General features: G+C 72.8%; 20 protein-coding genes. 11 read left to right on the top strand and 9 right to left on the bottom strand.

Translation table 11 applies throughout. From position 1 onward, the window contains the following. Positions 1 to 16: 16 nt before the first annotated feature. Complete coding sequence (gene recQ / locus ACSMXO_RS40880; protein ID WP_455416025.1) at positions 17 to 1,855, bottom strand: DNA helicase RecQ; 1,839 nt, start codon at positions 1,853 to 1,855, stop codon at positions 17 to 19. Between the two features lie 396 nt (positions 1,856 to 2,251). Between recQ and ACSMXO_RS40875 the strand changes: the two genes are divergently transcribed. From ACSMXO_RS40875 to ACSMXO_RS40865, 3 genes are read left to right on the top strand one after another with little or no spacing between them, the layout of a single operon-like run. Further along, complete coding sequence (locus ACSMXO_RS40875) at positions 2,252 to 3,184, top strand: ABC transporter substrate-binding protein (RefSeq protein ID WP_455416024.1); 933 nt, start codon at positions 2,252 to 2,254, stop codon at positions 3,182 to 3,184. A gap of 38 nt (positions 3,185 to 3,222) precedes the next feature. Continuing rightward, positions 3,223 to 4,305 (top strand): FecCD family ABC transporter permease, encoded by a 1,083-nt coding sequence (locus tag ACSMXO_RS40870; protein ID WP_455419427.1) that lies wholly within the window; start codon positions 3,223 to 3,225, stop codon positions 4,303 to 4,305. Then, positions 4,302 to 5,135 (top strand): ABC transporter ATP-binding protein, encoded by an 834-nt coding sequence (locus tag ACSMXO_RS40865; protein WP_455416023.1) that lies wholly within the window; start codon positions 4,302 to 4,304, stop codon positions 5,133 to 5,135. The genes ACSMXO_RS40870 and ACSMXO_RS40865 overlap by 4 nt, the downstream gene beginning before the upstream one ends. Positions 5,136 to 5,395: 260 nt before the next feature. Here ACSMXO_RS40865 and ACSMXO_RS40860 read toward each other — a convergent pair whose 3' ends face one another. From ACSMXO_RS40860 to ACSMXO_RS40835, 6 genes are all read right to left on the bottom strand, one after another. Next, positions 5,396 to 6,133: an ABC transporter permease gene (locus ACSMXO_RS40860; RefSeq protein WP_432876066.1), complete on the bottom strand. Its 738-nt coding sequence runs from the start codon at positions 6,131 to 6,133 to the stop codon at positions 5,396 to 5,398. Between the two features lie 14 nt (positions 6,134 to 6,147). After that, positions 6,148 to 7,074 (bottom strand): ABC transporter ATP-binding protein, encoded by a 927-nt coding sequence (locus ACSMXO_RS40855; protein ID WP_346258752.1) that lies wholly within the window; start codon positions 7,072 to 7,074, stop codon positions 6,148 to 6,150. Further along, entirely contained in the window at positions 7,071 to 7,391 is a 321-nt protein-coding gene (locus ACSMXO_RS40850) for a transcriptional regulator (RefSeq protein ID WP_455416022.1), read from the bottom strand. Before ACSMXO_RS40850 ends, ACSMXO_RS40855 begins: the two co-directional genes overlap by 4 nt. Further along, positions 7,388 to 8,122, bottom strand: coding sequence for a transporter (locus ACSMXO_RS40845; RefSeq protein ID WP_346258753.1), 735 nt, complete (start codon positions 8,120 to 8,122; stop codon positions 7,388 to 7,390). The genes ACSMXO_RS40850 and ACSMXO_RS40845 overlap by 4 nt, the downstream gene beginning before the upstream one ends. Before the next feature lie 131 nt (positions 8,123 to 8,253). Further along, the gene (locus tag ACSMXO_RS40840) at positions 8,254 to 10,251 is read right to left on the bottom strand and encodes a HelD family protein (RefSeq protein WP_455416021.1); all 1,998 of its coding nucleotides are present in this window, start codon (positions 10,249 to 10,251) and stop codon (positions 8,254 to 8,256) included. A gap of 162 nt (positions 10,252 to 10,413) precedes the next feature. Next, positions 10,414 to 11,829 (bottom strand): ATP-binding protein, encoded by a 1,416-nt coding sequence (locus tag ACSMXO_RS40835; protein ID WP_346258755.1) that lies wholly within the window; start codon positions 11,827 to 11,829, stop codon positions 10,414 to 10,416. Between the two features lie 128 nt (positions 11,830 to 11,957). Between ACSMXO_RS40835 and ACSMXO_RS40830 the strand changes: the two genes are divergently transcribed. From ACSMXO_RS40830 to ACSMXO_RS40820, 3 genes are all read left to right on the top strand, one after another. Then, positions 11,958 to 12,539 carry an ArsR/SmtB family transcription factor gene (locus ACSMXO_RS40830; RefSeq protein ID WP_346258756.1) on the top strand — a complete coding sequence of 194 codons (582 nt, stop codon included), beginning with the start codon at positions 11,958 to 11,960 and terminating at the stop codon, positions 12,537 to 12,539. Between the two features lie 62 nt (positions 12,540 to 12,601). Further along, positions 12,602 to 13,927 (top strand): MFS transporter, encoded by a 1,326-nt coding sequence (locus ACSMXO_RS40825; protein ID WP_455416020.1) that lies wholly within the window; start codon positions 12,602 to 12,604, stop codon positions 13,925 to 13,927. Beyond that, entirely contained in the window at positions 13,924 to 14,772 is an 849-nt protein-coding gene (locus ACSMXO_RS40820) for a menaquinone biosynthetic enzyme MqnA/MqnD family protein (protein ID WP_455416019.1), read from the top strand. The genes ACSMXO_RS40825 and ACSMXO_RS40820 overlap by 4 nt, the downstream gene beginning before the upstream one ends. Positions 14,773 to 14,794: 22 nt before the next feature. On the opposite strand, the gene ACSMXO_RS40815 is transcribed toward ACSMXO_RS40820, so the two are convergent. Next, positions 14,795 to 15,751 (bottom strand): serine hydrolase, encoded by a 957-nt coding sequence (locus ACSMXO_RS40815; RefSeq protein ID WP_455416018.1) that lies wholly within the window; start codon positions 15,749 to 15,751, stop codon positions 14,795 to 14,797. Further along, positions 15,751 to 16,710: a hypothetical protein gene (locus ACSMXO_RS40810; RefSeq protein ID WP_455416017.1), complete on the bottom strand. Its 960-nt coding sequence runs from the start codon at positions 16,708 to 16,710 to the stop codon at positions 15,751 to 15,753. Before ACSMXO_RS40810 ends, ACSMXO_RS40815 begins: the two co-directional genes overlap by 1 nt. A 392-nt stretch (positions 16,711 to 17,102) precedes the next feature. Between ACSMXO_RS40810 and paaA the strand changes: the two genes are divergently transcribed. From paaA to paaE, 5 genes are read left to right on the top strand one after another with little or no spacing between them, the layout of a single operon-like run. Then, on the top strand, positions 17,103 to 18,173 hold the full coding sequence (gene paaA / locus ACSMXO_RS40805; protein ID WP_455416016.1) for a 1,2-phenylacetyl-CoA epoxidase subunit PaaA: 1,071 nt from the start codon (positions 17,103 to 17,105) through the stop codon (positions 18,171 to 18,173). Next, positions 18,170 to 18,472, top strand: coding sequence for a 1,2-phenylacetyl-CoA epoxidase subunit PaaB (gene paaB, locus ACSMXO_RS40800; protein WP_331205728.1), 303 nt, complete (start codon positions 18,170 to 18,172; stop codon positions 18,470 to 18,472). The genes paaA and paaB overlap by 4 nt, the downstream gene beginning before the upstream one ends. Beyond that, positions 18,469 to 19,215: a 1,2-phenylacetyl-CoA epoxidase subunit PaaC gene (gene paaC / locus ACSMXO_RS40795; RefSeq protein ID WP_455416015.1), complete on the top strand. Its 747-nt coding sequence runs from the start codon at positions 18,469 to 18,471 to the stop codon at positions 19,213 to 19,215. Before paaB ends, paaC begins: the two co-directional genes overlap by 4 nt. Then, complete coding sequence (paaD, locus tag ACSMXO_RS40790; RefSeq protein WP_455416014.1) at positions 19,212 to 19,700, top strand: 1,2-phenylacetyl-CoA epoxidase subunit PaaD; 489 nt, start codon at positions 19,212 to 19,214, stop codon at positions 19,698 to 19,700. Before paaC ends, paaD begins: the two co-directional genes overlap by 4 nt. Beyond that, positions 19,697 to 20,809 carry a 1,2-phenylacetyl-CoA epoxidase subunit PaaE gene (gene paaE, locus ACSMXO_RS40785; protein WP_346258764.1) on the top strand — a complete coding sequence of 371 codons (1,113 nt, stop codon included), beginning with the start codon at positions 19,697 to 19,699 and terminating at the stop codon, positions 20,807 to 20,809. Before paaD ends, paaE begins: the two co-directional genes overlap by 4 nt. The last annotated feature ends 158 nt before the right edge of the window (positions 20,810 to 20,967 follow it).

Here is a 20,967-nt window from a genome sequence, read left to right as displayed (position 1 = left end):
CGGGCTCGGGGGCGCCTCATCCGGCGAGGGCGTCCAGGATCTGCTGCCCGTACTTCGCGAGCTTGTTCTCCCCGACGCCGTTGACCCCGGCCAGCTCGGCCAGGGTCGTCGGCGGCTCGGCCGCGATCTGCCGCAGCGTCGCGTCGTGGAAGATGACGTACGCCGGCACGCCCTGCTCCTTGGCGGTGGCCGCACGCCAGGCCCGGAGCCGTTCGAAGACCGGCTCGGCGTCCGGCGGCAGCGCGACGGCGGCGGCCCCGGCGGCCCGGGGCTTCGCGGCCCGGCCGGTGGACGCGGCCCGGGGCGCCTCGCGGCGCATCATCACCTCGCGCCGCTTGCCGAGGACGTCTGCGCTGGTCTCGGTGAGCACCAGCGTGCCGTAGTCGCCCTCGACCGCCAGTAGCCCCTGGGCGAGCAGTTGCCGGACCACGCCGCGCCACTCGGACTCGGTCAGTTCGGTGCCGATGCCGAAGACGCTGAGCGTGTCGTGCCGGTGCTGGGTGACCTTCTCGGTCTGCCGGCCGAGCAGGATGTCGATGGACTGGCCGGCGCCGAACCGCTGGTCGCGCTCGCGGTGCAGGCGCAGCACCGTGGAGAGCAGCTTCTGCGCCGCGATGGTGCCGTCCCAGGACTCGGGCGGGCTCAGGCAGGTGTCGCAGTTGCCGCACGGCCCGCTCTGCTGGCCGAAGTATCCGAGCAGTTGGATCCGCCGGCACTGGACCGTCTCGCAGAGCGCCAGCATGCCATCGAGGTGTGTGCCGAGCACCCGGCGCCGGGCCAGGTCGCCGTCGGAACCCTCGATCAGCTTGCGCTGCTGCACCACGTCCTGCAACCCGTACGCCAGCCAGGCGGTGGAGGGCAGGCCGTCCCGACCGGCCCGGCCGGTCTCCTGGTAGTAGCCCTCGATCGACTTCGGCAGGTCGAGATGGGCGACGAAGCGTACGTCCGGCTTGTCGATCCCCATCCCGAAAGCGATCGTCGCGACCATCACCAGCCCGTCCTCGCGGAGGAACCGCTGCTGGTTGGCGGCCCGGGTCGGCGCGTCCAGCCCGGCGTGGTAGGGCAGGGCCGGTACGCCGTTCTGCACGAGGAACTCGGCGGTCTTCTCCACCGAGGCCCGGGACAGGCAGTAGACGATGCCGGCGTCACCGGGATGCTCGGTGCGGAGCAGGTCGAGGAGCTGCTTCTTCGGCTCCCGCTTCGGCACGATCCGATACTGGATGTTGGGCCGGTCGAAGCTGGCGACGAAGTGCCGGGCGTCCTTGAGGTTGAGCCGGGCCGCGATCTCGGCATGGGTGTCCGGGGTGGCGGTGGCGGTCAGCGCGATCCGGGGGACCGCCGGCCACCGCTCGTGCAGCATCGACAGGGCGAGGTAGTCGGGGCGGAAGTCGTGGCCCCACTGGGCGACGCAGTGCGCCTCGTCGATCGCGAACAGCGCGATGGTGCCGCGGTCGAGCAGTCGGAGCACGTGTTCCGAGCGCAGCGCCTCGGGGGCGAGGTAGAGCAGGTCGAGGTCACCGGCGAGGAAGGCCGTCTCCACCAGTCGGCGGGCCTCGAAGTCCTGAGTGGAGTTGAGGAAGCCGGCGCGTACCCCGAGGGTGGTCAGGGCGTCGACCTGGTCCTGCATCAGCGCGATGAGCGGCGAGATCACCACCCCGATCCCGTCCCGGACGAGCGCGGGGATCTGGTAGCAGAGCGATTTGCCGCCGCCGGTCGGCATCAGCACCAGCGCGTCGCCGCCGTTCACGAGCTGGTCGATGATCTCGCGCTGCTCGCCTCGGAAGCTGTCGTAGCCGAAGACCCGGCGCAGCACGTCGAGGGCGTCGCCGGTCCGCTGGTCGGTGGGGAGGGCCATTCGGCGGATTCTACGAGGCTCACCCGACGGAAACCCGTCCCCGGCCACGTGCCGCCGGAAAGGTCCGCCCGTCCTGAGCGGCCGCCCGGACAGCTTCTGATCAGCGGGAACGGTGTACGGATGGCGCTATGCCGCTGCCGGGTCACGGAGCGGATGCGCTACCGTTGCCCCGACCACCCCGCAGCGAAGCCGGTGTGAAACCGGCGCTGTCCCGCAACTGTGATGCCTCCCGCACCCGCTCGCCGCCCTCGGGCGGCCCCGAGCCCGGCATGCGGAGGATGAGCCAGGTCGCCTGCGGTGCGGTCGCGGAAAGCGCCTTCGAGGAAGGGCGCCCCGTGGGCGGGGGGCACAGGCACCTGTCGGCGGAGCACCAGACCTCACCCGACAGGAGGACCGATGACCCGACGTACGCCCCGACTGCTGGCCGCGCTGCTGGCCGGCGCGGCGCTGGCCCTGACCGGCTGCGCCGCCGACGACCCCGGGCAGGAGGCGGCGCCGAGCGCCAGCGGCGCCAGTTATCCGGTGACCGTCGGCACCCTCACCCTCGACAAGCGCCCCGAGAAGATCGTCGTACTCGGCCCGACCGCCACCGAGATGCTCTTCGCGATCGGCGCGGGGGGCCAGGTCGCCGCCGTCGACGACAACTCGAACTATCCGGCCGAGGCGCCGAAGACCGAGTTGTCGGCGTTCACCCCGAACGCCGAGGCGATCGCGGCGAAGAACCCCGACCTGGTGGTACTCACCAACGACCTGAACAAGATCGTGGACCAGCTCGGCCAGTTGAAGATCCCGTACTACCTGGCACCGGCGGCGAAGACGCTGGACGACACGTACCGCCAGCTCACCGACCTCGGCACGCTCACCGGGCATCCGGCCGAGGCGGCCGACCTGGTCGGCCGGATGAAGGGCGAGATCGAGAAGCTGGTGGCGGACGTGCCGCAGCGGCCGGCGAAGCTGAGCTACTTCTACGAGCTCGGCCCGGAGTACTACTCGCTGACCAGCAAGACCTTCGTCGGTTCGCTGTTTGCCATGGTCGGGTTGGAGAACATCGCCGACCCCGCCGACGCCGACGGCTCCAAGGGCGGCTATCCGCAACTCGGCGAGGAGGCGATCATCAAGGCCGACCCGGACCTGGTATTCCTGGCCGACACCAAGTGCTGCCAGCAGTCCGCGCAGACGGTCTCGGCCCGCAAGGGCTGGTCCGGGATGACCGCGGTGAAGAACAACCAGGTCGTCGGGCTCGACGACGACGTCGCGTCCCGGTGGGGCCCCCGGGTGGTCGAGCTGCTCCGGGTGATCGTGGACGCGGTCGCCAAGGTGCCCGCTTGAGCACAGCCGGTGCCCCGGCCCGCCCCGCCGCCCCGGTCGTGCCCGGTCGTGCCGCCCGGGACGGCCGGCCCACCCGGCCCGCCGGGCTGCGTCGCCGATGGCTGGTCGCGGGCTTCGCGGCGGTACTGGCCGCAGCGGTGGCCGGCATCGCGTTCGGGCCGGTCAGCCTGCCGCCCGGCGGCGTCGCGATCGAGCTGCTCAACCTCGTGCCCGGGGTACACCTGCACAGCGGCCTGAACGAGCGCGAGATCGCCATCGTCACCGAGCTGCGGCTGCCCCGGGTGGTGCTCGGCCTGCTCGTCGGCGGGATGCTGGCCCTGGCCGGCGGCTGCTACCAGGGCGTCTTCCGCAACCCGCTGGCCGACCCGCACCTGCTCGGCGTCGCCGCCGGAGCCGGTCTCGCGGTGACCGCCGTGATCGTGGTGCGCGGGGTCACCGGCGCCGACGTCACGGTCGGGCTGCCGGTCACGGTGCCGCTGGCCGCGTTCGTCGGGGCGCTCGGCGCGGTGCTGCTGACCTACCTGCTCGGCGCGGCCGGCGGCCGGGACCGCTCCCCGGCCACGCTGATCCTGGCCGGGGTGGCAGTCTCCGCCTTCCTGGCCGCCGGCCAGACCTACCTGCTGCAACGCAACGCCGAGAGCATCCAGGAGGTCTACTCGTGGATGCTCGGCCGGCTCGCCACCGCCGGCTGGCACGACGTACTGGTGGTGCTGCCGTACGCGGTGTTCACCACCGCCGTGGTGCTGGTGCACCGGCGCGAACTCGACGTACTGGCGCTCGGTGACGACGAGGCGAGCAGCCTCGGGCTGCACCCGCAGCGCTCCCGGCTGCTGCTGGTCGCCGCCGCCTCGCTGGCCACCGCCGCCGCAGTCTCGGTCTCCGGGCTGATCGGCTTCGTCGGCGTCATCGTCCCGCACGTCGTACGGATGCTGGCCGGGGCGAGCTACCGGGCGGTGCTGCCGCTGTCGGTGCTCTTCGGCGGCGCCTTCCTGGCCCTGACCGACCTGGCTGCCCGGACCGTCGCCGCACCGGCCGAGATCCCGATCGGCGTGGTGACCGCGCTGCTCGGCGGCCCGTTCTTCGCGATCGTGCTGCGCACCACCCGGCGGGTGGCGGAATGACCGCCTCGACCCGGACGACCGCCCCGACCGGCGTCCCGAACGGTGTCGCCGTCGAGGTGACCGACCTCGGCATCACCCTCGGCGGGGCACGCATCCTGACCGGGGTCAGCCTCTCGGTCCGGACCGGGGAGTGGGTCACCGTGATCGGACCCAACGGCGCCGGCAAATCCACCCTGCTCCGCGCGGTCGGCGGGCTGCTGCCGGCCAGCACCGGGTCGGTCTCCCTCTTCGGTACGCCGATCGCCCGGCTCCGCCGCCGGGACCGGGCCCGGACGGTGGCGACGGTGCCGCAGTCCCCGGTCGTGCCGGCCGGAATGGCGGTACTCGACTACGTGCTGCTCGGCCGTACCCCGTACGTGCCGCCGCTGGGCCGGGAGTCCGCCGCCGACCTGGCGGTCGCGTACGACGTACTGGACCGGCTGGACCTGACCGGGTTCGCCGCCCGGCCGCTGGCGACCCTCTCCGGGGGTGAACGGCAGCGGGTCTTCCTGGCCCGGGCGCTGGCCCAGGGCGCCCCGCTGCTGCTGCTCGACGAGCCGACCAGTGCGCTGGACATCGGTCACCAGCAGGAGGTGCTGGAACTCGTCGACCAGCTCCGCACCGACCACGGACTGACGGTGCTGGCCACCATGCACGACCTCTCGGTCGCCGGCGAGTACGCCGACCGGATGGTGCTGGTCGCAGCCGGTGCGGTGGTCGCCGACGGCCCGCCCCGGGCGGTGCTCACCGACGACCTGCTCGGTACGCACTACCGGGCCCGGGTCCGGGTGATCGAGGGGGAACACGGCCCCCTCGTGGTCCCGGTCCGGACCCGCCGCGCCGCCGACTAACTAAGGCGAGGAGTCGCGGCGGTCACCGGGAACAGGCCGGTCGATCTCGTCCCGGACCTTCGCAGAGCAGTCGAGCCGGCATCCGCACCCCCGTCAGACCCTCGATCCCGGCCCGGGCCCGGTGTGCCGCTGACTACCGGCTCCGGGATCTGGCTGGCCAGCAGCCATATGCCCTTCGCGCGTGATACCACGGTGTCATCAGGATGACTCCGTGGTATCACCGTGCAGCGGGAAGTGCTCGCCCGGCGGGCGACACCCGACTAGCTGAACCGGCGCCCCTCGTCCCGCCGGTACGCCCAGCCGGCGATCGCGGCCAGCAGCACGACCCAGACGCCGAGCATCACCAGCGAGAGCCGGTCGACCGGGAAGTCGCCGACGGCCGCCCACATCAGCTCGACCGCGCCCCGGGTCGGCAGGTAGGGAGCGATCGCCTCGATGAACCCGGGCGAGTCGCCGGGCGGGAAGAGCAGCCCGCCGCCGAAGGCCAGCGGGAAGAAGACGACCTGGGCGACCACGATCGCCGCCTTGCTCGGCAGCGAGTAGCCGATCGCGAGCCCCATCAGGGTGAACGGCACCGCGACCACCACGACCGTACCGAGCGCGGCCAGGAAGGCCGGGCCGGTCAGCCGGGCCTCGGTGGCCACCGCCGCGATCACCACCACCGGGAGCAGCGAGATCAGGGTCAGGATCAGGCCGGCGAGGATCCGCCCGGCGAACCGGGGTGCGGCCCCGGCGGGCAGCGTCCGCAGGTACGGGTCCCAGGGCTGCGCCCGGTCCTCGGCCACCCCGATGCCGTACTGGAAGATGTTGGTGCTCATCACCGAGAAGGTGACCATCGAGGCGGTGGCGTAGGTGGCGATCACCGGATCGTCGCCGCTGAACGGGACGACGAAGAAGAGCATCGAGGCGGCCGGGAAGAAGGCGCTGCCGACCAGCGCGATCGGGATCCGGACCGTCTCCAGCAACTGGTATCTGGCGTGCACGAGCGAGAGTCGCACGATCGGTTCCTCCGTCACACGTCGGCGGGCTGGGGGGCGGGCTGTGGCTGCGGCTCGGACTGCGCCCGGCGGTCGGACGGCGCCTCGGTGATGGCCAGGAAGGCGTCCTCCAGGCTGCTCGGCCGGATCTCCAGGTCGGCGAAGGGGACACCGCTGCGCACCAGGTCCCGGACGAGCTGGTCCGCGTCGGTGGTGAGCAGGTGGGTGACGCCGTCGACCCGCTCCACGGCCCGTACCCCGGGCAGTGCCGGCAACTCCGGGGCGACCAGGCTGACCCGGCGTACCCCGACCAGGTCGCGGATCGCGCTGACGCTGTCGTCGGCGAGTACCCGGCCGTGGCCGAGTACCACCACCCGGTGCGCCAGCGCCTCGATCTCCTCCAGGTAGTGGCTGCTCAGCAGCACCGTGCCGCCGTCGGCGTGGAACTGGCGGATGCCGTCCCAGAGTTCGCGGCGGGCGGTCACGTCCAGTCCGGTGGTCGGCTCGTCCAGGAAGACCAGCCGGGGACGGCCGACGAAGGCGAGCGCGACTGCCAGCCGGCGCTTCTGCCCGCCGGAGAGGCCACCGGTCTGCCGCCGGACCAGGTCGTCGATGCCGAACCGGCCGAGCAACTCGGCCCGGGGGACCGGGTCGGCGTAGTGCGCGGAGACGAAGTCGACCACCTCGCCGACCCGCAGGGTGGGCGGCAGCCCGGTCTCCTGCGGCGTCATCCCGATCTGCCGGCGGCACGCCGGGTCGCGGGGGTCGCCGCCGAAGAGTTCGACCCGGCCGGAGCTGACCCGGCGCAGCCCGACCAGCAGGCTCAGCAGGGTGCTCTTGCCGGCGCCGTTCGGGCCCAGCAGGCCGACCAGTTCACCGGCCGGAAGTTCGAGGTCGACCCGGTCGAGGGCGGTGACGTCGCCGTACCGGCGGGTGGCCTGGACGGCGCGGGCGAGAATCATGGCTTCTCCTCCGTCTGGGGCGGATCGAGCAGGGCACGTACCGCCAGGGTGTATTCCTCGAAGGCGAACCGGCCGCGCTGGGTGAGCCCGACGAGCGTGGTCGGGGTGCGGCCGTGGTGGGTCTTGACGATCTCGACGTAGCCGGCCTCTTCGAGCTTGCGCAGGTGCACCGAGAGGTTGCCGGCGGTCATCTGGAGGATGTCCTGGAGCCGGGGGAAGGTGATCCGGTCGCCGCCCCGCAGGGTGGCGAGGGTCGCGGTCACCCGTAACCGGGCCTGTGCGTGGATCACGGGGTCGAGTTCGGGAAGGCCGGTCACGAGACGCTCCGGGCGCTCCCGCTCGGGGTGCCCGGCATGCCGGCGGCGAGGTTCCGGCTGCGAACCCGGTCGCGGAGCAGGAAGTGGACCCCGGCCACCAGCATCCCGCCGCCGCCGAGGACCGAGATCACCAGGGCGTGCCAGCCGGAGCCGGCGATCAGCCCGGCGATGTTGATGACGCTGATCCAGACGCCGAGCCGGAACAGGTTGCGGTCCAGCCAGATCGCGCCGCCGGCCATGTGCAGGGCGCCGGTGAGCCCGACGGCCACGCCGGCCCAGAGCAGTCCGGCGACGTCCTCGGGCAGGTGGTCGGAGACCCGGCCGAGCACCGTGCTGATGCCGCTGAACCCGAGACCCCAGGCCAGGCCGTACCACAGGCCGCGCCGGTTGGAGTCGCCGGTGACCTGCCCGTACGTCCGGCCGCCGACGATCCCCGAGATGATCCCGGCGGCGACCAGCAGGGTGAGCAGGGTGAGCAGTGGCAGCCAGGTGGGCAGGTCGACGAAGACCCGGCCGTCCGGCCCGAAGCGCAGGAAGAACAGGCCGAAGCCGATCAGCCAGGCGAGCCCCCAGGGCCAGTAGTACCAGAGCAGGTTGGGGCTGAGCCTGCGGGCCGCCTCGGCCTGCTGCTCGGCGATCAGCCGCAGTGCGGCGGCCGGGTCGGGGGGCGGCAGTTCGTCGCGGTCGTCGGTGGGGCTTCCGGTGCGGTCGTCGTCAAAGTTCCCGGTCACGTAAACGAGTTTACAATACAAAGCCCATTACCGCACCAAGTAGGTTTCGGGCGGTCCAACGGGTCGTCAGCCGGCCAGGCGGATGCTGGTGTTCCCCCTCGAACTCTGGCCGGGCGGCGCCCCGCCTCCGGTCACAGGGGTGCGGGCAGCGGTTCGCTGTGCAGCACGGCGAGCCGGGAGACCGCCCGGGTCAGCACCACGTAGAGCCGGTGCAGGCCGCGCGGTTCCGCCGCCACGATCCGGGCCGGCTCGACCACGATCACGTGGTCGTACTCCAGACCCTTGGCCAGGGTGGCCGGCACCACGGTGACCCGGGCCGCCGCCTCGACCTCGTCGGCGCTCGCCGTCGGGATGCCGGCACCGGCCAAGGCGGTGCGCAGCCCGTCCGTCTCGGCCTCGGCGGCGATCACCGCGATCGAGCCGTCGTGGGCCAGCGCCGTCCGCACCTCGGCCACCGTCGCCGCCGGCAGGTCGGTCACGGTACGGATGTCCAGCGTGCCGTCGGAGCGCAGCGACTCGGCCGGCGGTACGTCCACGGCCAGCGCCGGCAGCAGCCGGTTGGCCAGCGCCACCACCGCGGCCGGTACCCGGAACCCCATGGTCAGCGGCACCACGGAGGCGTCCGGCTTGCCGAGGTGTCGCAGCGACTCCCGCCAGTCGGTGGCGGCCCACGGGGCGGTGCCCTGGGCGAGGTCGCCGAGGAGCGTGATCGAGCCGTGCTCGCTGCGCCGGGCGATCACCCGGCACTGCATCGGGGAGAGGTCCTGGGCCTCGTCGACCACCACGTGCCCGAAGCTGGGCAGCCGCTCGACCAGCCCGGCCGCCTCGTCGACCAGTACGGCGTCGGCGACGGTCCACTTCGTCGCCTTCGGGGTGCGCGGCGGCTTCGACCAGGTCAGCAGGGCCTGCTCGGCCTCGGTGAGCAGCCCGTCGGCGGCGGCCGCCAGTGCTTCGGGGTCGGCCAGCAGGCGGTGCACCAGCCCGTCCGGGGTGACCGCCGGCCAGCAGTGGTCGAGGAACTCGGTGACCGGCTTCGACCGGCCCATCCGGCGCAGCCAGCTCTCGCCGGGTGAGTCGCCCCGGCGGGCCTCCGACTGCCGTTGCAGCAGCCCGACCACCCGGGCCCGGACCCGCTCCCGGCCGGTGGCGTACGGCAGCCCCTCCCGGCGGGCCTCCTCGACGATCCGGCGCAGCGCCTCCGCCGTCACCCGCCACCGGTACGAGCCGTCGGAGACCACGATCGGCTCCTCCGGTGCACGCAACTGGCCGGCCAGCGCCCGGCGCAGTACCTCGGCCATCCGGGGATCGTGCTTCAGCCCGGCGGTGGCCGGGGGGTCCACGGCACGTACCGGGGTGCCGAGCAGGTCCTCCACGGTCGTCTGGGTCACCTCGACCTCGCCCAGCGCCGGCAGTACCGCCGAGATGTACGACAGGAACGCCCGGTTCGGCCCGACCACCAGTACCCCGGACCGGCGCAGCCGCTCCCGGTGCAGATAGAGCAGGTACGCGGCCCGGTGCAGGCCGACCGCCGTCTTCCCGGTCCCCGGCGCCCCCTGCACGCAGATCGAGTCGGCCAGCTCGGCCCGGACCAGCTCGTCCTGCTCCGGCTGGATGGTGGCGACGATGTCCCGCATCGGCCCGACCCGGGGGCGTTCGATCTCGGCGGTCAGGATCCGGCTGGCGGTGCCGTACTCCTCGCCCCGGTCGAGGTGTTCGTCCTCGAAGCTGGTGAGCTGGCCGGCGCCGAAGCCGAACCGCCGCCGGACCCGTACCCCCTGCGGGTCCCGGACGGTGGCCCGGTAGAACGAGCGGGAGATCGGGGCCCGCCAGTCCAGCACCATCGGCTCGCCGGCCGGGTCGGTGACGTGCCGCCGCCCGATGTGGTGGCTGGCGTCGGCGAAGTCGAGGCGGCCGAAGAAGAGCGGGGTGCCCGGATCGTCGGCGAGTTCGGCGACTCGCCGGGAGAGGGTCCGGCCGAGCGTCTCGGCCGCGTACGCGTCACCGGCGACGTCCTGGCCGGTCCGGAAGAGCGACTCGGCGTGCTCCCGCATCCGCCGCAGGGCGGCCCGGGAGGCGGCCAGGTGTGCGCGTTCGTGATCCAGGTCGGTGTCGAGGTCCTGTGCGGGCATGCTGGTTTCCCATCGGCGCGTCAGCGCGTCGGCTGCTCGCTCGCGTATCCGGGGGCGGATGGCCGGCACCCGGCGCGGGGACGTCCGCTGCGGTGCTTTCTCACCTCGGCCGTCAAGCGGGCAGCAAGCCTACCTGCGGCTCAGCTCCCGCTCCACCGAATTTCATCCGCCGCGCCGGCCGGACCGCCGGCCGGGTGTGCTCGCCAGCATGTCGGCCGGGGTGAAGGTGCGGACCTCCGGGTGGCCGGCCAGCGTCTCGTCGCCACCGCCGCGCGACCAGAGCCCGAAGGTCAGGCCGGCCGGTCCGGGCGGCGGCAGGTGGCCGGCCCGGCGCCGCAGGTCGGTCAGGTCGCGCAGGGTGAGCGGTCTGGTCTGCCAGCGGGCCTCGCCGACGAGTACGGGATCGTCGCCGGCCAGGCCGAGCACGTCGATCTCGACGGTCTCGTCCTTCCACCACCGGCCGACCACCGTCTCGGCGGGCAGTGCACCCGTGGCCACCAGACGCTGGGCGTGCTCCCGGGCGGCCGCCTCGAACACCCGGGCGAGGTGGGTCTGCCACCGCCCCCAGGTGCGTCGCCGGACCGCGGGCCCCTGCCCGCCGTCGATCAGGTCGGCGTCGTCGCGCAGCACGGCGAACCAGTACGCGAGGTAGTCGTCGGCGATCTCGTACATCGGGTCGGCCGAGCCGCCCGCGCCGACCGGGCGTACCGCCCGGACGTAGCCGGCCCGGCGCAGCCGGTCAAGGGTGTAGTCGATCCGCTGCTGGGCGCGGCCGGCGATCCGGGACCGCCGCCGGGCGCCGCCGGCCATCGCGGTCAGCACCCGCTCGTAGCCGCCCCGCCAGTCGAGGTCCTCGGAGAGGATGTCCGGCGCGTCGCGCAGCAGCAGGCCGCCGGGGGTGAAGGCCAACTCGTCCAGGTTCTCCTCCGTGGAGCGCCGCGCCGACCAGCGGCTCAGGTGCAGCGGGTAGCCGCCGCAGGCCGCGTACGCCTCCAGGAACTGCTCGGGAGCCAGGTCGGGCAGGAAGGCCCGGGCGTCCAGCAGGGGAAACGGGTCCATCCGGCGCTCGACGCCGGCCCGGCGGTGCAGCCCGCCCTGCGGGCCGAGCATCTGCTCCATAACCGCGACCGCCGACCCGGAAAGCACCAGCAGTAGCCGCTGGTCGCGGACGTGGTTCTCCCAGACCGCGGAGACGGTGTCGGCGAAGTCGGCGTGCCCGCCGGTCAGCCGGGGCGCCTCGTCGAGCACCACGAGCAGCGGGTCGGTGCGGGCCAGCCGGGCGACGAACCGCAGCGCGGCCTCCCAGTCGGGGAAGGTCGCCGGGGCCAGGTCGGTCACCTCGTCGCCGAGCTGCTCGCGCAGCGCCTCGGCGAACCGGCGGAGCTGCCGGTCGTCGGCGTCCTGCCGGGTGGCGGTGAAGTAGACGGCCCGCTTGCCCCGGGCGAAGTGGGTGAGCAGGTAGGTCTTGCCGACCCGGCGGCGACCCCACACCACCGCCAGCTCCGGGTTGCCCCCGGCGGCCCGCTGCCAGGCCGAGGTCAGCTCGGCCAGCTCGGCCACCCGCCCCACGATCGGCATAAAGGCAGCCTACTACAAACTGTTTGTACCTCCGGCTGGTTGTACTACAAACAGTTTGTGCCACCCGCTTGTCCCTCCTGCGGCCGGGTCGCTGCCGCCGGGCGTCCGGGAGGCGGAATCATGGGCGCATGACCGAGCAGCCCGTCGAGCAGCGGCCGATGATGATCAGCGACCCGCAGGTGATGCGGGCCCTGGCGCATCCGGCCCGGCTGGAGATCATGGAGCACCTCACCACCACCGGGGCGGCGGTCACCGCCACCGAGTGTGCCGAGATCGTCGGGCTCTCGCCGAGCGCGGTCAGCTATCACCTGCGGGAGCTGGCGAAGTACGGGCTGGTCGAGCAGGCGCCGAGTCGGGGCGACGCCCGCGAGCGGCTCTGGCGCAGCAGCGTCGGCTCCTGGGGGGTGGAGGTCGGTCAGGACGCCTCGCCGGAGGCGCGGGCCGCCGAGGAGACCCTGATCGAGGTCTACGCCGCCCGCGACATGGACCGGATCCGGAACTGGGCCCGGCGGGCCGGCGAGGAGCCGAAGGAGTGGTACGACGCGGCCCGGTACGGCGGTGCGGTGCTGATGCTGACCGCCGAGGAGTTGGTGGAGCTGAACGACCGGATCCGCGAGCTGATGCGGCCGTACCGGCGGCGGGAGCGGGTCGACCCGCCCGAGGGTTCTCGCCCGGTGATGGTGCACTACGCGGCGCTGCCGATGGAGTGAGCTGACCGGCTCGGGCGGGGCGGCGGTTGCGTACGGCAGTTGTGAAGGATTACTTTCGAAATATGTCCTTCATAACTGCCGGTCCCGGCGTACCCGACGACGACGGCACGCCGACGGTCTCCCGCTGGCGGGACGTCTACCTGGCCGCCGGTGCCCGGGCGGTGTCGAGCTGCGGCGACTTCCTCGCGGCGACCTCGCTGGCGCTCGCCCTGCAATCCGCTGGCGCCGGTGGGCTGGCGGTTTCCGGGGTGATGCTGGCCGCTACGCTGCCGCTGGTGTTGCTCGCCCCGCTGACCGGTCGACTGGCCGACCGGGTGGACAGCCGCACCCTGCTGATCTGGGCCGGTGCCGGCCAGGCGGTGGTCTGCGCCGCACTCGCCTTCGCCGGGAACACCGCCGTGATCCTGTTGCTCGCCGCGCTGCTTGCCTGCGGGCTGGCAGTGACCCAACCGACCCTGGCCGCCCTGCTGCCCGAGATGGTGCGCCGGGACGACCTGCCCCGAGCCAGCGCGATCAACCTGACCGCCGGCTCGGTCGGCATCCTCGTCGCGCCGGCCCTGGCCGGGCTGCTGGTCGGCCAGTTCGGTGCCCGGATCCCGCTGCTGCTCGACGCCGGTAGCTATCTCGCGCTGATCGCGGCCGGGCTGCTGCTGCGTACCCGACGGGGTGGGCGACGGCCGACGGGAGCGGCCGGCGGGGCGAGCCCGGCACCGACGGCCCCGGCCTGGCGGCTGCGCCGCGACCCGCTGCTCTGGACGATGGTGGCCGCGATCGCCGCGACGGTGGCCGGGGTGGGCGCGGTCAACGTGATCGAGGTCTTCTACGTACGCGAGACCCTGCGTTCCTCGACCACGATGTTCGGCCTGGTCAGCGCGGCCTGGACCGCCGGCATGCTGATCGGCGCCTGGCTGCTGGCCGGCACTGCCCGGCGGGCCCGGGACGACGGTGCCCGGGTCAAGGGCGTGCTGGGCATGCTCGGCGCGGCCTGCCTGCTGGTCGGGCTCGGCGCCACCGTGCCGGCCGCCGGCTGGCTGGTGCCGCTCTGGCTGGTCGGCGGCGTCGCGAACGGCGGGCTGAACGTCTTCAGCAACCTGGTACTGGCCAGCCGGGTGCCGCCGGCGGCGCGCGGCCGGGCCTTTGCCGCGCAGGGCGCCGCGATCCAGGGCGCCGGGATGTTCGGCTACCTGGCCGGTGGCATCCTGCTCGCCGGCTTTTCACCCCGGCCGCTGGTCGCGGTGACCGGGCTGGCCGGGCTGGCCGTGGTCGGCGCGGTGACGCCGGTGGTGCTGCGGGCCGCCGGGCGGGAGCGGGCCGCGATGCGTCCTGGGCCACTTCCGCCCCGGTCGGCCGAGCGGCCGGTCGAGCCGGCGGCTACGGTCGGATCATGAGCGAGCTGCGGCGACCCCGGGTAGGCCATATCCAGTTCCTCAACTGCCTCCCGATCTACTGGGGGCTGATGCGCTCCGGTGCACTGATCGACGTCGAGCTGCACAAGGACTCGCCGGAGCGGCTCAGCGCCTCCCTGGTCGCCGGTGACCTCGACATCGGGCCGATCACGCTTGTCGAATATCTCAAGCACGCCGACGAGCTGTTGCTGCTGCCGGATCTCGCGGTCGGCAGCGACGGCCGGGTGCTCTCGGTCAACATCGTCTCCACCCGGCCGCTGGCCGAGCTGGACGGCGCCAAGGTCGCCCTCGGCTCCACCTCCCGGACCGGGGTGCTGCTCGCCCGCATGCTGCTCGCCCAGCAGTACGGCATCGACCCGGAATACTTCACCTGCCCGCCCGACCTGACCACCATGCTGCTGGAGGCCGAGGCAGGGGTGCTGATCGGCGACGTGGCGCTGCGCGCCCTCTACGAGGCGCCCGGGCGCGGGCTGGCCGTCACCGACCTCGGCCTGGCCTGGCGGGAGTGGACCGGGCTGCCGATGGTCTTCGCCGTCTGGGCGGTACGCCGGGACTTCGCGGCCAGCCATCCCGGGCAGGTCAAGGACGTGCACCAGGCGTTCCTGCGCTCCAGGGATCTCTGCCTGGCCGAACTGGACGAGGTGGCTGAGGCGGCGGCCCGGTGGGAGCCGTTCGACGCGGCGACCCTGGCGTCGTACTTCCGGACGCTGGACTTCTCGCTGGGCGAGCGACAGGTGGCGGGGCTGCGGGAGTTCGCCCGCCGCGCCGTCGACCTGGCCGGCGTACCGCCGCTGCCGGCGGGCGGGCCGGTCTTCTTCTCCGCCTGACCGGCCGCTGCCCGGAGCGGACTCAGGTGGCGTCGGAGGCGGCGCGGAGCTGCCGGGCCACGTCCTCGCAGATCTTCGCCCCGTAGGTGTAACCGAGGTCGATCGCGTACCGGGTCTCCACCGCCATCGTCCAGCCGTCACCGATGGCCAGGCAGTTCACCGTGTACCTCTGCTCGCGCTGCCGGTCCACCCAGCCGTTCTTGACCGCGATGGTCTTCTGCTCGGCGGCCGGGAACGCCTTGCGGATGCCGAAGTTGCCGACCCCGCGTACCGCGCGCATCTCGTCGAGCAGCCACTCGGTCCACTGCGGCCCGGCGGCCCGGCCGTCGGCGATGCAGGCGCCCATCCGGGCGGTGTCCCGGGCCGAGAGCGCGGTACGGCTCCAGCCGCCGTCGGCGGCCGGGCTGCTGTCGGTCAGGTCGCAGATGCTGATCAGCCGCTTGATCGACGCCGTGCCGCCGTTGAGTTCGTAGAGGGTTTGCGCGGCGTTGTTGTCGCTGTCCCGGATCATGATCGACACCTGGTTCATCCGGGTGTCGCTCGGGGTGTCACCCTTCTCGTCGGCGCGGCGCAGGAAGTCCGCCCCGATCCACGCCTTGATCATCGAGGCGGTCGGGTTGGTCTCGTCCATGTTGGCCGAACCGGAGATCTTGCCGGTCCGGGTGTCCATCAGCGCCCAGTTCCACCAGCCGGCTTTGTCGATCTTCACGTTGGTCGGCGCCACCGGCAGCGGCGGCAGTTCGGGGCTGGGCGTCGGGGTGGGCGTGGCCGGCCTGCCCGGGGTGGTGGCGGTGGGTCCGGCCGGGCCGGACGGTTCCCCCCACTTGGCGGCGGCGGTACTCGCGAGCGGTGAGCCGGGCATCAGCCGCAGCCCGACCAGCACCAGCACCAGCAGTACGCCCGCGATCAGGGTCAGCCGCAGCAGGGTGGACCGGTTGGACCGGGCCCGCCGCTCGGCGGCGCGTTCCTCGGCGCCCATCAGGAGTTCTTCACGGTGAGCGGCTGCGGCACCCTGAGCACGGCGCCCGGCTGTTCGGTGACCAGTTGGCTGGCGACGCTGGCGCAGACGTCGGCGCCGAAGTCGAGCCCCTTGGCGCCGGAGTAGCGGGTCATCACGGAGAGCACCCAGTCGTCGGTGATCGCGAGGCAGTTCAGGTGCCACTTCCCGTCAGCGTTGATCAGCGTCCAGCCGTTCTTGATGCTGACCGGCCCCTGCGCAAGGATTCCCTGCGGCAGGCCGTCGATGATGCCCCAGCGACCGCCGCCCTGCCGAGCCCGCTGATCCTTCGCGGCGGTCGTACCGCGTACCTTGGTCATCTCGTCCAGCACCCACTTGGTCCACTTCGGTCCGGCTGCCGTGCCGTCCTTGACGCACTCTCCCATCCGGACCGCGTCCCGGGGGGACATACTGGTGTAACTCCACCAAATGCGGTTCTCGCCGGCAGGAATCTCCTTGGCGGTCTCGGTGAGGTTGCACATCTTGATCAAGCGGTCCAGGGTGCTCGCGCCGCCAGCGGCGCTGTACAGGGCGTTCGTGGCGTCGTCGTTGCTGTCCCGGATCGCCGTGCTCGCCATCTTGAGGTACGCCGCGGGCGGCGTCTTGTCCCCGAGGCGGCGGAGGTAGTCCGAGACGATCCAGACCTTGATCATCGACTCGGTCGAGTTGGTCGAGGTCATGTTCTTGGAGCCGGAGATCTTCCCGCTCTCCCGGTCCAACAGGGCCCAGCCGAGGAAGCCGTCCACCCCCTTCACCGTCACCGGCGCGGCGGCCAGGGTCGGCGGCGGCGGTGCGGACGGCTCGATCCCGACCGGCGCCTCCTCGGCCGAGGAGGTACTTCCGCCGGAGTCGGCCAGCCGGGCGTACGCGGCGGGCACGAGCAGCAGGCCGCCAAGCACGACTGTCGTGATGGCGAGCACCAGGGTCACGCGGGGACGCATGAGGATGGGGCTCCAAGGGTGAAGGCCGGGGGGCCGCTGTGTCCAGGGCGCTGTGCGTCTTGCGGTGTGTCGGCGGCGCCTCCGCCAGCCCCACACCGGCGGTCTGCTCCGCGCCCGAACTGCCGGGGGAGGTGGCAGGTCGGAACGGGGGAAAGTTTACGTGGCTCGGTCCAATCCGCCAGATAGCGCAGGCCGGGAGTTCGCTGGTGGCGACCGGAAATCACCGCTTATGTCGGTATAGATGATGAATATTTGGGCCGATGTGACCAGGCTCATTCACCCATCAGTGCGGACATTTGGTGCCGATCGGCTGACCAGCTCACGGCCGGGTCTGGGCGGCATTTCTATTACACGTCTTGGTTACTGGCTAGTTGAGCTGTAACACTTGCTGCGTGGACGGACATGACTTCCCGGTCCCGGATGACGGACCCGCCGGCGGCCTGCTCGATCAGGTCGAGGCGGCGGAGGCGGCGCTGCGGGCGGCCGCCGACCGTGGCCGTCCCGGGGAAGACCCGGCCGCCGACACCGACCCGCAGGACTACTTCACCGCCCTGATCGACGCGGACCAGAAGATCGAGCCCCGGGACTGGATGCCGGAGGCGTACCGGAAGACCCTGATCCGGCAGATCGCCCAGCACGCCCACTCCGAGATCATCGGCATGCAACCGGAGGGTAACTGGATCAGCCGGGCACCCTCGCTCAAGCGCAAGGCGATCCTGCTCGCCAAGGTGCAGGACGAGGCCGGGCACGGGCTCTACCTCTACGCGGCCGCCGAGACCCTCGGGGTGACCCGGGACGAACTGGTCGAGCTGCTGCTCGCCGGCCGGCAGAAGTACAGCTCGATCTTCAACTACCCGACGCTGACCTGGGCCGACGTCGGCGCCATCGGCTGGCTGGTGGACGGTGCCGCCATCGTCAACCAGGTCCCGCTGTGCCGGTGCTCGTACGGGCCGTACGCCCGGGCGATGATCCGGATCTGCAAGGAGGAGTCCTTCCACCAGCGGCAGGGCTACGAGATCCTGCACACCCTGGCGGGCGGCACCCCGGAGCAGCACGCGATGGCCCAGGACGCGGTGGACCGCTGGTGGTACCCCTCGCTGGCGATGTTCGGCCCGCCCGACGGCGACTCCACGCACAGCCAGCAGTCGATGGCCTGGAAGATCAAGCGGTTCTCCAACGACGAGCTGCGGCAGCGCTTCGTCGACATGTGCGTGCAGCAGGCCGGCGTGCTCGGCCTCACCCTGCCCGACCCCGACCTGCGGTGGAACGAGTCCCGGCAGGCGTACGACTACACCCAGCCCGACTACGCCGAGCTGATGCGGGTGATCGCCGGGGACGGGCCGTGCAACCGGCAACGGATCGCGCACCGCCGCCGGGCGGACGCCGACGGTGCCTGGGTACGCGAGGCCGCGCAGGCGTACGCGGCCAAGCGGGCCGCCGCGCGTACGGCGGTGCCGGCGTGACCGCCCCGAGCCAGGGCCGGGCCGGCTGGCCGCTCTGGGAGGTCTTCGTCCGGGCCCGGCGCGGACTGTCGCACACCCACGTCGGCAGCCTGCACGCCCCCGACGCCGAGCTGGCGCTGCGCAACGCCCGGGACCTCTACACCCGGCGGCAGGAGGGGGTCTCGATCTGGGTCGTACCGGCCCAGGCGATCACCGCCTCCAGCCCGGACGAGAAGGACGCCTTTTTCGAGCCTGCGGCCGACAAGGTCTACCGGCACCCGACGTTCTATCCGGTGCCGGACGGGGCGGCGCACCTGTGAACACCCGTGGCGGACCCGTGCACACCACCGTCGACTACCTGCTCGGGCTCGGCGACGACGCCCTGGTCGCCGCGCAGCGGCTCGGCGAGTGGGTCACCGCCGCGCCCGAGCTGGAGGAGGACGTCGCGCTGGCCAACATCGCCCTGGACCAGCTCGGCGCCGCCCGGCTGCTGCTGACCTACGCCGGGGAACTGGAGGGCGCCGGCCGGGACGAGGACGCGCTGGCGTACCTGCGCTCGGACCGGGAGTACCGCAACTGCCTGCTGGTCGAGCTGCCGAACGGCGACTTCGCGATGACCATGGCGAAGCTGCTCTTCCTGTCGGCGTACCAGCTCCCGCTCTACACCGCGCTGAGCGGCTGCGCCGACGAACGGCTCGCCGCCATCGCCGGCAAGGCCCGCAAGGAGGTGGCCTACCACCTCGACCACGCCAGCCTCTGGACGGTACGCCTCGGCGACGGCACCGCGGAGTCACACCGGCGGATGGCGGCGGCGGTGGACGAGCTGTGGCCGTACACCGGCGAGCTGTTCGCGGCCGACCCGGCCGCACCGGTCGACCCGGCCGGGCTGCGCTCCGCCTTCCTCGCGAACGTCGAGCCGGTGCTGGAGACCGCCACGCTGGAGCGTCCGGCCGACGGCTGGGGGCCGACCGGTGGCCGGGCCGGGCTGCACACCGAGCACCTCTCCTACCTGCTCGCCGAGCTGCAGGTGCTGCACCGGGCGCATCCCGGAGCCCGCTGGTGAGCGAGGGCCGATCCGGGCGGGCGCGCCGGGCCGCGGCGGCGGTGGTCGACCCCGAGCTGCGGGTGCTGACCATCGAGGACCTCGGCGTGCTGCGGGAGGTGACCGAGGACCCGGCGACCGGCCGGGTCACCGTGACCATCACCCCGACCTACACCGGCTGCCCGGCGATGGACGTGATCCGGGCCGACATCCGGGCCGCGCTGGCCGCCGCCGGGCATCCGGACGCCGAGGTCGTCACCGTCTTCGCCCCGGCCTGGACCACCGACTGGATCTCCGAGGCCGGCCGGGTCAAGCTGGCCGCCGCCGGGATCGCCCCGCCGGGGCCGGCGGGCCGGCGCCCGGTCCCGGTCACCCTGAGCGTCCGCTGCCCGCACTGCGGTGCCGCCGACACCGAGCAGGTCAGCCGGTTCGGCTCGACCGCCTGCAAGTCGCTGTGGCGGTGCCGGGCCTGTCGGGAACCCTTCGACCATCTGAGGGCGTTTTGAGCGTAACCATCAACCGGCCGGTCCGGCGCCGGCCGGTCTTCCACCCGCTGCCGGTCCGGGCGGTCGACCGGCTCACCGAGGACGCGGTCGCGGTCACCTTCGAGGTACCGGAGCAGTTGCGGGAGACCTTCGCCTTCCGGGCCGGGCAGCACCTCACGGTCCGGCGGATCCTCGCGGACGGGGCGGAGGTGCGGCGGTCGTACTCGATCTGCTCGACCCCGGCCGAGCTGGCCGCGACCGGAGAGCTCCGGATCGGGGTGCGGGAGGTGCCGGGCGGCGCCTTCTCCAGCTTCGCGGTCTCGACGCTGCGGGCCGGCGACACCGTGCAGGTGCTGCCGCCGCTGGGGACGTTCGGCACGGCGTTCACGCCGGACCGGGTCCGGCACTACGCCGGGGTGGTCGCCGGGTCCGGCATCACCCCGGTGCTGTCGCTGGTCGCGACCGCGCTGGCCGTCGAGCCGGCCAGCACCTTCACCCTGGTGTACGGCAACCGTTACGGCCGCACCGTGATGTTCGTGGAGGAGCTGGCTGACCTGAAGGACCGCTATCCGGAACGGCTGCACCTGGTGCACGTGCTGTCCCGGGAGCCGGGCGAGTCGCCGTTGCTCTCCGGCCGGGTCGACGCCGACCGGCTGGGCCGGCTGCTCGACACCATCGTGCCGACCGCGCGGATCGACGAGTGGTTCCTCTGCGGCCCGTACGGGATGGTGCTGGACGCGCGGCGGGTGCTCGCCGAGCGCGGGGTGCCGGAGCGGGCCGTACACGCCGAGCTGTTCCACGTGGACGCGCCGCCCGCGCCGCCGGTCCGGCTGGCCGACACGGCGGCGGACGCCGGCACCGAGGTGACGATCCGGCTGGACGGCCGGGCGTCGAGTTTCCGGATGGGCCGGGACGAGCGGGTGCTCGACGCGGCCCTGCGGGTCCGGGGCGAGCTGCCGTACGCCTGCAAGGGCGGGGTCTGCTCGACCTGCCGGGCGAAGGTGGTCGCAGGCGAGGTGTCGATGGCCCGCAACTACGCCCTGGAGCCGGACGAGGTGGCCGCCGGGTACGTGCTGACCTGCCAGGCCAGCCCGGTCACCGACACGCTGGTGGTCGACTACGACGGCTGAGGCGGGTTGTCCCGGGTCCGTTGTGGTGCGGGCGGACATAGATCGCCATCGGTGGGTTCGACGCGTTGCGCGGATGACGGAAACCTTGTCGCGCGCGGCTCGCAACAGATAGGCCGATCTCTATCTTGAGTCGGTAGCGCCGCCGATGACTCGGTGGT

It is taken from the genome of Plantactinospora sp. DSM 117369, from assembly GCF_053764795.1.
This window is presented reverse-complemented; position numbering and strand designations above follow the sequence as displayed.

Bases quoted from the DNA above. Each gene is read 5' to 3' on its own strand.
- recQ (WP_455416025.1), bottom strand. From the start codon at position 1,855: ATGGCCCTCCCCACCGACCAGCGGACCGGCGACGCCCTCGACGTGCTG.
- ACSMXO_RS40875 (WP_455416024.1), top strand. From the start codon at position 2,252: ATGACCCGACGTACGCCCCGACTGCTGGCCGCGCTGCTGGCCGGCGCG.
- ACSMXO_RS40865 (WP_455416023.1), top strand. From the start codon at position 4,302: ATGACCGCCTCGACCCGGACGACCGCCCCGACCGGCGTCCCGAACGGT.
- ACSMXO_RS40855 (WP_346258752.1), bottom strand. From the start codon at position 7,074: ATGATTCTCGCCCGCGCCGTCCAGGCCACCCGCCGGTACGGCGACGTC.
- ACSMXO_RS40840 (WP_455416021.1), bottom strand. From the start codon at position 10,251: ATGCCCGCACAGGACCTCGACACCGACCTGGATCACGAACGCGCACAC.
- ACSMXO_RS40835 (WP_346258755.1), bottom strand. From the start codon at position 11,829: ATGCCGATCGTGGGGCGGGTGGCCGAGCTGGCCGAGCTGACCTCGGCC.
- ACSMXO_RS40830 (WP_346258756.1), top strand. From the start codon at position 11,958: ATGACCGAGCAGCCCGTCGAGCAGCGGCCGATGATGATCAGCGACCCG.
- ACSMXO_RS40825 (WP_455416020.1), top strand. From the start codon at position 12,602: ATGTCCTTCATAACTGCCGGTCCCGGCGTACCCGACGACGACGGCACG.
- ACSMXO_RS40820 (WP_455416019.1), top strand. From the start codon at position 13,924: ATGAGCGAGCTGCGGCGACCCCGGGTAGGCCATATCCAGTTCCTCAAC.
- ACSMXO_RS40815 (WP_455416018.1), bottom strand. From the start codon at position 15,751: ATGGGCGCCGAGGAACGCGCCGCCGAGCGGCGGGCCCGGTCCAACCGG.
- ACSMXO_RS40810 (WP_455416017.1), bottom strand. From the start codon at position 16,710: ATGCGTCCCCGCGTGACCCTGGTGCTCGCCATCACGACAGTCGTGCTT.